An 11,094-nucleotide genomic window follows, 5' to 3' on the forward strand; every position below is an offset into this window, starting at 1 on the left:
AAGATGTTGAGCGCCTTCGAGACCGAAGCGCTGCTGCTGAGTCTGAAAGTCAGCGCGGTCGCGACACTTGGCGCCTTGCCGCTGGCCATGCTGCTTGCCTTCGTCCTGGCGCGGGGCCGGTTTCCATTGAAGTGGCTGTTGGACGGCATCGTACATGCGCCACTTGTCGTTCCGCCCGTCGTTGTCGGTTACCTGCTGCTGATCACATTCAGTCCCAGCGGATGGATCGGCGGGCCGTTGCAGGACTGGTTCGGCTGGACACTTGCCTTTACCTGGCAGGGCGCGGCCGTTGCGGCCGCGGTCATGGCATTACCCCTGATGGTGCGCGCGGTCCGGCTGTCACTCGAACAGATCGACTTCCGATTGGAGGACGCGGCAACCACGCTCGGCGCCACGCGGCTGGACTTGCTGACGTCCGTGACATTGCCCCTGATCGCCCCCGGCGTCGTCGTCGCCCTGGTCCTGGGCTTTGCGCGGGCTCTGGGCGAATTCGGCGCGACAATCACATTTGTCGCAAACATTCCGGGGGAGACCCGCACGTTACCGATTGCCCTCTATTCGCTGGCTCAGACGCCGGGCGCCGAGTTGGAAGCAGGGCGACTTGCCCTGATTTCCGTTCTCGTTGCCGTGGCGGCACTGGTTGCATCCGAAGCCGTCGCCCGTCGGACGCGCCGCGCGATCGGAATGCAGGAAACGGCTTCGCGATGATTTTCGTGCGGGTCGCCAGTCGCATGGGAGACTTTTCTCTCAATGCCAGCCTCGCCGCAGAGGAGGATCAGCCGACGGTCGCATTGTTCGGCCGTTCCGGCTGTGGAAAGACATCGCTGGTCAATGCCGTCGCCGGCCTGCTGAAGCCCGATACCGGTCGCATCGAAATTGCTGGCGAGACCGTCCTGGATACGGAACGCGGCATCGACCTTCCCCCCAACAGGCGCCGGATCGGCTACGTGTTCCAGGAGGGGCGGCTGTTTCCGCATCTCAACGTGCGCGCCAATCTGGACTACGGCCGAAGACGCAACGGCGATGGCAGTGTTTCCTTTGATCAGGCCGTTCAGCTGTTGGGCCTGGACCATCTGCTGACGCGGAAGCCCTTTGCGCTTTCAGGCGGCGAACGACAACGTGTCGCCATCGGCCGCGCCCTGCTGTCCAATCCCCGATTGCTGCTGATGGATGAGCCGCTGGCGTCCCTGGATTCCCATCGCAAGAACGAAATTCTGCCCTTCATCGCCCGCCTGAAGGATGAAGTCGGGATTCCGATCCTCTACGTCAGCCACGCGATGGAAGAGATCGCCCAACTGGCCGATGTCGTGGCCCTGATGGATGCCGGCCGCATCGTTGCGATGGATACGGTGGAGCGGCTGACCGCGCGTCTGGACCTGCATCCCCTGACCGGGCGATACGAGGCCGGCGCATTCCTGACCGCACGGATCGCGGAGAAGAACGCGGCGACGGGGCTGATGCGTCTTGCAATCGCGGACAACGCCTTCCTGACCGTTCCGGCCGCGCCCTTCGCACTGGGCAACCAGATGAAACTGCGCATTCGGGCCCGCGACGTCAGCCTTTCCCTGACGGAACCCCAGGATATCAGTATACTGAACCGCTTACCCGGTCGTGTGGTCGAGGTGCGACCGGATGACGAAGGTCCCATGGCAGAGGTTCTGGTGGATGTCGGGGCGCCGGTCTGGGCGCGCATAACCAAACTGTCCGCGCAGTCCCTGAAACTTGCACCGGGCAGTGAGATCTGGGTCCTGATAAAGACGGTTGCGATCGATCGGACATCCCCGGGGCGACAGAAAACCTGACGGATGCGATGCGACGGTGGAATTGGCCCGTCGGGTCCCCATTTAGGCACGCATGACAGACAAGACAGAAATCGACCATCCGATGTCTCCCGACCGACAGGCCGAGCTCCTGCTGGGCAGTACCGACGGCTGGCCCCTGGCCCCGGTTGTACGCTGGCTCATGGACGACGGCTGCAAGACCAATGATGCGTCGGTACTGATTTCAGGATTGAGCCAGACCCTTCTGGACGTCGGCGCCCCGGTCTGGCGCATCCGTCTCGCCTTCTGGACGATTCATCCGACCTTGGTCGCAGTGGCCCATCAATGGCTTCGAGGTCAGGGTACGGAAACCTATCAGGTTGCCCATGGCATTTTCGACAGCCCCGATTACATCGGAAGCCCGGCGCAGGAGATCCGCGAAACCGGGCGCCCCGTCCGATATCGTCTGAAAGACGACCTGGACCCGGAGCGCCATCACTCGGTTCTGGTCGACCTCCGGAAAAAAGGCGGCACCGACTACTATGCCATTCCCATGAAGGCATTCAGCGGTCAGATCGATTCCTTTTTCGTAGCGACCGATCATCCGGATGGCTTCAGCGACGCGGACATTCAAAAATTCGATGCCTTGTGCCGCTATCTGTTACCGGTCATCGAGTCCATTTCACAGCATCGCCTGTCCGTCGCGCTTCTGGATACCTATGTCGGTGAACGGACCGGCCGCCGCGTGCTGGAGGGCAAGATCAAGCGTGGCGACGGGGAGGAAATCGATGCGGCGCTCTGGTTCAGCGACTTGCGCAATTTCACCCATCTGACCGAGACCCTCGAGCCAGTCGCGATGCTGGATGTCCTGAACACGTATTTCGAATTCGTCTACAATGCCGTGCGGACCTATGACGGCGAGGTTCTCCGCTTCATCGGCGATGCGATGCTAATCGTCTTTCCCACGGACCGGGTGGGCGGTGCACGACGCGCCTGCCAGAACGCCCTGGCCGCCGCCGAAGACGCCTTCAGCGGACTTGCCACGATGAACCATATGCGGCGCCGACGCGGTCAGCCGGAAATCCAGTTCGGTGTCGGATTGCATGTCGGCACGGTGGTCTACGGCAATGTCGGTGCACCAAGCAGGTTGGATTTCACGGTCATGGGGCCGGCCGTCAACCGGACAGCGCGGCTGGAAAGTCTGACCAAGGTGGCGAAGACGCCGTTGCTTGTTTCCGATCAGTTCGCAGGCCATCTCGACCGGAACTGCCGCCATGTCGGTGCCTACGAGGTCAAGGGCATCGCGCAACCGATCGACGCCTATGCCATCGAATGACCGGATAACCGGACCGGGTTTCTAGCGGCTGAGACGGGCCAGTGCGGTCTTGGAGAGGAATGGCTCGTAACGCTTCCACTCGCCGCCGGCTGGAATGCCGGATTCCTCACCAAAGGCCTGGACCGCCTCCCCCGGGATGGTTCCGGGCAGCCCGAGGAACTCCATGACTTTCGACAGGGTGCTCTGCGGGTCCGACACGCGATCCTTGTCTTCGATCGTGAGCGTTCTTTCCGCCATCGTTTCCGCGCAGCCAGTCCAGTTCGTCTCGACGGAAACGTAAAGGTCGGCGGCACTCTCAAACCGTAGAAGGTAGGAGGAAATCGGCGTCAATTCGTATCCGCGCATGCTGGACGCCAGGCAGGCCGCAACCGGGTCGCGGCGGAATCGGACGAAGCGAGCAGCCGGAAAGATTTCGGCAAGAAAACCGGCATAGGCGGCGGCAATGGGCATGTGATCGACCCGCAACTTCCGGCCCTGGCCCGGTTTCCCGAAATGGCGGTCATAGGCCTTGCGGCAATCTTCCACCAATCCGGGCGATAGTGGCTGCGGGATGACAGGTGATCCAAATGCGGTTTGAATTGCCTTCTCGACGCTGAAACCGTCGTCGCGAAGCTGTACCGAAGGATGCCGACGCAGGACTGCTGCCAGTTGTTCCGTGCCGCTGTTGGGGAAGCCGATCAGAAAGACGAGATCCTCCCCCGGACCTTCCTTGGCATAAGGGAGTGCCCGTCCGGCATAGAACGCGCCGACGGATGCGAGATCGGCACGCTCGACGGAGGCCCGGTTCAGGGCATCCGGAAACAGGCTTTCCAAAGCCTGCCTTCCGGCGTCCGCTTCCTTGAGCGCATCTTCGGCGCGGCCAAGTTTGTCATAGGCCTCTGCCCTCGTGTAATGCACCATCTGTGCAATCCGGCGCCCGGCTCTTTCAAGGGCCAGCCCTTCCATAACGGAAATTGCTTCCTCCGCGCGCCCCTGCCGAACAAGCCCCTTCGCGGACACGGCCGCCAATCCAGGATGCTTCGGGAACCGCACCAGGGCATCGCTTGCCAGGGCTGCGCCCTGATCAGACATGCCGACCGACTCCAGCAAGGACGCCAGGGCAAAGACCGCCTGCGCATCGTTCGGGGCCAGTTCGATGCCCTTCTGGTAGTACTCAATGGCCTTCTGCGGGGCGGACCGGCGATCAAGATTCCCGAGATTGACGTAGGGGGCAGAGAAGTCCGGCGCGGCCTGGATTGCCTTCAGCCAATGCCCACGGGCCATTTCCCGGTCTCCGCGCTGAATCGCGATCATGCCGAGTCCATTGATCGCGCCGGCATGCCCGGGAGCCTGCTTCAGCAGTTTGTTGAATGCCGATTCCGCAGCTTCAACCTGGCCCGCCTGCAAAGCCACCAGGCCCGACCGGAACATCTTGTTCACGGCTTCCACCGTCTGTTCGTTCACTGCGTTGTTCATCCCGGCACCCGTCCACTGCATCTCTACTAAGCCCTAAGGCTGTACCTTCTTCGCCAGACCAAATCAAACAGGCTGGTGCCGCCAGAAGTCTCGCGCCTGACAAAAGCCGACCGCTCTAATGCGACGAACATCGAAGCCCTTTCCCCACCGAGCGCAGGCGCGAATGTTCCCGTTCTGCTTGGCACCCGCACATCATTTCGTATTCTGTTCCTTCTACAACCGATCATTCAAAGATTCACTATGACCAGGCAGTTTCCATCGCTATCGAGACTCCGCGCATTGATGACGGTCTGTTCAGCAGGTGGATTCACCGCCGCGGCGGAAGAACTGCTGCTGACCCAATCCGCCGTGAGCAATCAGATCAGGACACTGGAGGAAGAGGTCGGAACGCTTCTGATCGAGAGAATTGGCAAATCGGTCCGCCCCACACGAGAGGGGGAACTGCTCATCGCGGCAGGACGTCGAATTTTCCGGGAGCTGGAGGATGTCTACGCCGAGATCGACGCCCGTCGAAACATCGTGACGGGCGAGATCAGTATCGGCGCCGGCGGGACCGTGAACACCTATCAACTTCCCCCGCTTCTGACGCAGATCAGTGAGGAATACCCCAACCTCAGCATCCGTATTCTGACCGGCAATACCGCGCCGCTGATCGACATGGTGCTGGATCTGGAACTCGACATCCTGATCGCGACCGGGCCGATTGCCCATCGGGCACTCGCGCAGCAGCAATTCATGAACGATCACTACGTCTGTATCACGCCCCCCGGCGAAACAAACCTTCCGAAGAGAATCCGCCCGCAGGACCTGACCGATAAACGTTTGATCCTGTACGAGAAATCCGGCGCTAGTCGCGATCTGCAGGATGAATGGCTGGAATCCGCCCCGATCGATCCCCTGAACATTCACGAAATCGGCAGTGCAGAAGCACAAAAAACTTTCGTCAGGGCGAAATTCGGATGGTCGCTGATTTCCGAGATGGCGGTCCTGGAGGATCATCGGCGCGGATTGCTGAACATTGTGCCGCTTTCCCCGCCGCTTGTCAGACCGCTCGTGGCGGTCTGGCGACGGGATCGTGAGGACATTCCGGCGATCAAGGCGGTCCGACATGTCTTTCAGCAGTTTTCTGAACGCCAGTTGGAGTCGGAAAGGATCATGACGGAATAGTCGGAAATGCACTTGCGGTTGATCCCCCCGTTGACCTTTTGCTAACGAAATTATCCGACTTTCGGATCGAGCAAGAGGGAGAGGACGTGTCGATCCAATCAATCAACCCGCAGGGCGCCTACAGTATTCGCGACGCCATTTTTGAGGACCAAACCCGCATCCTCGAAATCTATGCGGAAGGCATCCAGTCCGGCGACGCAACGTTCACCGCAGAGATTCCGACCTGGGAAGAATGGGACGGAACCTACCTTCCAGACTGCCGCATGGTCGCGGAACAGCATGGCGACGTCATCGGCTGGGCCGCGTTGAAGCCGGCCTCTCCCCGACCGGTCTATCGCGGCGTTACCGACCTGAGCATCTATGTCGACGCCTCGGTTCGGAGTCGCGGAATCGGGCGACGCTTGCTTGAAGCCCTCATCAGAACGTCGGAAGCCCAAGGCGTCTGGACGATCCGGGCCCATATGTTCCCCGAGAACGACATCAGCATCCGATTGCATCACTCGACCGGGTTTCGAACCATTGGAACCTGCGAACGCGCCGGAAAAATGGAAATCGGTCCGCGTCGAGGGATGTGGCGGGACGTCGTCCTGATGGAGCGACGCAGTATCCTAGTCGGCATCGACTGAGGCCGAAGCAACGGGCTGGTTGCGAAGTTCAATTGCAGTCCCCTTCCCCACCACCCGGCATACGGGCCCTGCAGTAATTCGTCCGGTGTTCAACGACACTATCCAGCTCCGCCCCTTTGAGGTCGGCCAGTTCAAAACTGGCCTGCTTCAGATTGGCCCCGACGAGGTCGGCATCCACAAGGCTTGCCCGGGTCAGATCGGCCCCGGCCAGCAAGGCATAGCTCAGTCTGGCACCTTCCAGATTGGCGCCGCTCAGATCCGCACCGTTCAGATTGGCCTGCGACAGATCCGCCCCGCTCAGATCGGCCCCTTTCAAAATCGCCCCCTCCAGATTGGCGCCGCGCAGATTGGCCTCATCCAAAACCGCACCGGTCAGATCAGCCCCCCGAAGCACGGCCTTGTCCGCATAGGTTCGGGTCAGGATCGAATGGCGCAGATTTGCGGTCGTGAAGTCAGCGAAGGTCAGTTCCGTGGATTCCAGATTGGCCGAAACAAGGCGCGCGAACTCCAGTTTCGCACCGCGAAGGGTCGCGCCATAGAGGGCTGCCCCCGTCAAATCCGCTTTGCGCAAATCGGCGCCGGTGAGATCGGCCCGATTGAACTTGGCCAGGGCAAGGTTCGCGCTTTCGAAGCTGGTGCCTTCCAGCTTGGCGCGCTTGAAATCGACATCGAACATGTACGCCCCCCTGAAGTTTCCGTTCTTCAGGTCTACCCCTGCGAAATCGCGATATCGCAGGTCGCACAGGGGGCATTCGGTCTGGCCCTTTTCCGGTTCGAAACGACCGCCATCATAAGCACCGTGCATTTCGGCCACGGGGCCGCATGCGACCGGCAACATTGCCAAGCCCGGCAAGAAGGCGCTCACGCATGCCCGCACGCCCAGCATGACCATCCGCTTCCAGTTGCGCCAAGCGACGGTTAATGGCGTCATCTTCATCTCCTCGCCCGGCGAGCCTCCTTGTGGCCTGCCGTCAGTAATAGAGAAACTCCGCCACCTTGTTCAGGCGCTGGCGGAGGGTCGACTGGTTCGACCATTGCTCCAGTTCAACATCGCCCGTGCGAAACTCCCGATAGAGCGAACTGTCCTGCATGTGATGAAAGACCGAGGCCCAATTCGGATACGGCTTGAACCAGTCGCTGTAGCGCGCGCGCAATTCGTCCACGGGTCCGCTCCCCGACCCTTTGCCCGCCGCCGCAGATGCTTCAGAACGGTAGATGTAATTCGGCCGTCTCGGGGTCAGCAGAATGAGAACGGACTTCTCGAAATCCTGCGTCGTTTTCCGCGAGAACAGGTACTGAACCCCCGGAATGTCCTGGAGGATTGGGACTCCATCGCGATTTCTCTCGCCTTCCTTCTCGCTCAACCCGGAGAGGATCATCGTCTCTCCGAAACGCATGATGGCATTGGTCTTCACCTCGGTCTTCGAGGTGTCGATCCGGAAGGTATAAATCACCGATGTCGTATTCGGCGTCGAAAGGAACTGCCGTTCCGCAAAGACGCTCAGCTTGATGCGGCCGTCGTCGAGAAATTCGGGCAGAACCCTCAACATGATGCCGATATCCTCGTTTGCGGAGATCGGCGTGATGTCGTCCCCACCGACCACGACCTTGGCATCGATGTTGATCCCCGAGAAAAACTCAGACTCCTCATTGTCCAGGGCAATCAGGCTGGGCCGGGCAAGGATCTCACTGCGGGCAGAGTTCGCGTTGGCGATGTTCAGGGCATACTCGATCTGCTTCAGACCGATCGCCTTGGTGATCGTCTCCGTGTTGTTTCCGTATTCCTTCCGGCGGGTCATCTGATAGGACAGCCCGGAAGAGCCAAAAGTATCGGCGCCGAACTGCAGGGTCAGGCCGCTCAACAGATTGACGCCCTTCGCCGTGCTGATGTTCTCTTCCGTGCGCAGGATGACCACGTCGACGATTACCATGTTTTCGTCATCGTGCTCCGCCTCGATCAGCTGACGGCGTTTCGTATCCTCCGCCCGCGCCACCTCCAGATCGAAGCCGCCGCTATCATGCCCGGGACCGTGGAAGATATCAGTGTCATGATCGGTCTCCTCGTCCTGCCAGTCCCCGACAGGCGGCAGCGGCGTGTCCTCGACCGCACCGGTTGGCGCGCGGTTCGGCAAGGGGGATTCCTGGAATTGAGACATCAAGTGGGGCCGATTTTGCCGTTCGTGAAATCGGCGCCAGCCCGATATGCGTGACTCGACAACCCTGTAATCCAGGGAATCGACGCCGGCATCCCGGTACCGCCCGAGAAGTCGAACGGAATCCTGCACATTGCCGAGGGCCGCATTGACCACCGCGGCCGCACGCAGTTCATTGGGAGAGAAGGCTTTCCGCCGTGACAACTGGTTCAGGGCGGCGGCGGCGGTCGCAGGATCGCCGACATAGTAGGAGGCCGCCGCCAGACCGTAGAGGACTCCAGGATCATCCTTGTTGAACAGTGCGGCTTCCGCGAATTGCGCCCTTGCCTCTCTGAAACGACGGCGTTCCATCAACAGCAAGCCCATCTGATGCCGCGCGACCCAGTTGCTGGGATCGAATTTGATCGCCAGCTTGTAGCCTTCCTCTGCCAGCGGATACAGCGAGACCTGCCCGTTCGCTGCCTGCAGGTGATAGGCCAGCCCGTTCAGGAACTGGATGTATGAATTGGTGACATCGAGCTTCAGCGCCTGGTTGAAGCGCAGGGATGCCATTTCATAGTCCCCGGCTTCCAGCAGTCGCATTCCGTTCTTTGCCAGAGATAGCGGCGCAGACCTTGGCCATTCGGATTCGGTGGGTTCGTCGGTTTTCGTAACGGAAAGGAAGTCACCAGCCGTGGCGCATCCGGTCAGCGCCAAGGCGATGGTCAATCCCAGGATCGATTGCTTGATGCCCATCACCGACCTCAGTAATGCAGAAACTTCCTGGCGAGGGAGAGACGCTCCGCCAGGTTTCCGCTGCCGCCCCACTTTTCCATACTGACATCACCGGTTCTAAACTCCCGGTAGAGCTTGTTCTCCTGCAGGTGATTGAAGATGGAAGCCCAGTTGGGATAGGGCTTGAACCAGTCATTGTAGCGGGCGCGAAGCTCGGCAAGGGAGGATCCCTGCACCTCTCCTTCCCGCACCCCGCCCTCCTCCGGGCGAAACAGGTATTGCGGGCGCCGCGGCGTCAGCAGGATGAGAACCGATTTCTGAAAATCCTGCGTCGTTTCCTTGGAAAAGAGATACTGAATCCCGGGAATATCCTGCAGCAAGGGCACGCCGTCCCGTCCTCGCTCCACTTCCTTCTCGCTCAAACCGCTCAGGATCAACGTGTCCCCCAATCGCATCACGACATTGGCCTTCACATTGGTCTTGGACGTGTCGATCCGGTACTGGAACTGAATGGAGGTCGTATTCGGTGTGGTCAGGAATGTCCGTTCCGCCTCGACATTCAGTTTAACCCGTCCGTCCGGCAGGAAGGTCGGTGTCACGGCCAGCCGGACCCCGATATCCATTTCCACTTCGGCACCGGTGCCGGACGTCGCGTCAGGCGCCGCGACGGCGGCCGCGTTGATGTAGTTCCCGGAAAAGAACTCGGATTCAAGACCATCCACCGCAAGCAGGCTTGGCCGCGCCAGAATTTCGTTTCTCCGCGTGTTGGAATTGGCGATGTTCAACGAGTATTCCAGTGCCTTCAGGCTGATTGCCTTGACCACGGACACGGACTTGCTGGCGATGGTTTCAGACCGCTCCGTCTTGAAGCCAAGCCCCGCATTGTTGAAGTCGCCATCCCCAAACTGAAGTGTCAGACCACTCAGCAAATTGACCCCTTTCGAGGTCGTCAGGTTTTCCTCCGTTCGGACGATGACGACATCGACGATGACGGAATCGATCGGCTCCTCATCGCCATCAAGGGACGGATCGTCGAAATCTCGATCGTCGTTGTCCAGGTCATATTCGGTCGCTTCACGAATTGCTTCCTCCGGGTCGATCGGCTGATCGCCGTCCTCCTGATAGGCCGGGTCATAGGCGGGATCGTAGCCCTGGGTCAGATGCAGATGGGGCGCCCTGCCGCCCTGCGCATGGAACGCCTCCCAGTCCTGCAACCGGCGTGTCAGTCGGGTCAGGACCGCCTCATTCGTTTCGAATGTCCGATACTGCGTCAGGTAACTGCCCGCCTCTCCGGCCTTTCCGACAGCGGCCATGACGAGTGCGGACGCGCGAAGGGCCCGTGGTGACGGTTCCGCAACCGAGGTCAGGCGATTCAGGAAGCCGGCTGCGGCCACAGGGTCATGGGCATAATAGGATGCCACGGCAAGACTATAGAGGATGTCAGTGTCGTCCTCCCGATACAGGGCTGCCTCGGAAAATGCCTCCCTGGCGGCCGGAAAATTCCTGTTCCGCATCTCGATCAGGCCAAGCTGATAATGCGCCATCCAGTTGCTGTGATCGAACTTCACAGCCAACCGATATCCCTCGACCGCCAATGGATAGTGGGCTGAATTGCCCTGATCGGCCTGCAGGTGGTAGGCCAGTGCGGCAAGGTAATGCAGATAGGAATTGGTCGGATCCATCTGCAGGGCATTGTTGAAGAGGGCAGAGGCATGTTCGAAATGGCCCTGCTCCACCATGTCGATCCCCATTTCGGCGAACCGAACCGGTTCGTTTTCGCCTGCGGCACGCGACACGGGCTGGTCGCCCACCGGCGATGTCTCGAACATCTGGCACCCGCCCGTCAACGGCATGAGGACGAAACAAGCCAACGCAAGGAGGGC

9 protein-coding genes are annotated in these 11,094 nt (G+C 60.3%); 5 read left to right on the forward strand and 4 right to left on the reverse strand.

Features of this window, described 5'->3' with window-relative positions; genetic code table 11:
* Positions 1-3: 3 nt before the first annotated feature.
* The 3 genes from modB to R8L07_19230 are packed head-to-tail and all read left to right on the forward strand — an operon-like array spanning position 4 to position 3,096.
* Positions 4-708, forward strand: a complete 705-nt coding sequence (gene modB, locus R8L07_19220) for a molybdate ABC transporter permease subunit (protein ID MDW3207673.1) — start codon at positions 4-6, stop codon at positions 706-708.
* The gene (gene modC, locus R8L07_19225; GenBank protein ID MDW3207674.1) at positions 705-1,802 is read left to right on the forward strand and encodes a molybdenum ABC transporter ATP-binding protein; all 1,098 of its coding nucleotides are present in this window, start codon (positions 705-707) and stop codon (positions 1,800-1,802) included. The genes modB and modC overlap by 4 nt, the downstream gene beginning before the upstream one ends.
* A 52-nt stretch (positions 1,803-1,854) precedes the next feature.
* Positions 1,855-3,096: an adenylate/guanylate cyclase domain-containing protein gene (locus tag R8L07_19230; protein MDW3207675.1), complete on the forward strand. Its 1,242-nt coding sequence runs from the start codon at positions 1,855-1,857 to the stop codon at positions 3,094-3,096.
* 21 nt (positions 3,097-3,117) lie between these two features.
* Here the strand turns inward: R8L07_19230 and R8L07_19235 are convergent, their stop codons facing one another.
* Positions 3,118-4,551, reverse strand: coding sequence for a sulfotransferase (locus R8L07_19235; GenBank protein ID MDW3207676.1), 1,434 nt, complete (start codon positions 4,549-4,551; stop codon positions 3,118-3,120).
* A 240-nt stretch (positions 4,552-4,791) separates the two neighbouring features.
* On the opposite strand from R8L07_19235, the gene R8L07_19240 reads away from it, so the two are divergent.
* Positions 4,792-5,718 (forward strand): LysR family transcriptional regulator, encoded by a 927-nt coding sequence (locus tag R8L07_19240; protein MDW3207677.1) that lies wholly within the window; start codon positions 4,792-4,794, stop codon positions 5,716-5,718.
* A gap of 86 nt (positions 5,719-5,804) precedes the next feature.
* On the forward strand, positions 5,805-6,344 hold the full coding sequence (locus R8L07_19245) for an N-acetyltransferase family protein (protein ID MDW3207678.1): 540 nt from the start codon (positions 5,805-5,807) through the stop codon (positions 6,342-6,344).
* Positions 6,345-6,372: 28 nt separating this feature from the next.
* Here R8L07_19245 and R8L07_19250 read toward each other — a convergent pair whose 3' ends face one another.
* From R8L07_19250 to R8L07_19260, 3 genes are read right to left on the reverse strand one after another with little or no spacing between them, the layout of a single operon-like run.
* Positions 6,373-7,275: a pentapeptide repeat-containing protein gene (locus tag R8L07_19250; GenBank protein MDW3207679.1), complete on the reverse strand. Its 903-nt coding sequence runs from the start codon at positions 7,273-7,275 to the stop codon at positions 6,373-6,375.
* Positions 7,276-7,315: 40 nt separating this feature from the next.
* Complete coding sequence (locus R8L07_19255) at positions 7,316-9,232, reverse strand: hypothetical protein (protein MDW3207680.1); 1,917 nt, start codon at positions 9,230-9,232, stop codon at positions 7,316-7,318.
* An 8-nt stretch (positions 9,233-9,240) separates the two neighbouring features.
* Positions 9,241-11,040, reverse strand: a complete 1,800-nt coding sequence (locus tag R8L07_19260) for a hypothetical protein (protein MDW3207681.1) — start codon at positions 11,038-11,040, stop codon at positions 9,241-9,243.
* Positions 11,041-11,094: the final 54 nt, after the last annotated feature.

It is taken from the genome of Alphaproteobacteria bacterium (assembly GCA_033344895.1).
GTDB lineage: Bacteria > Pseudomonadota > Alphaproteobacteria > UBA8366 > Aestuariispiraceae > Pacificispira.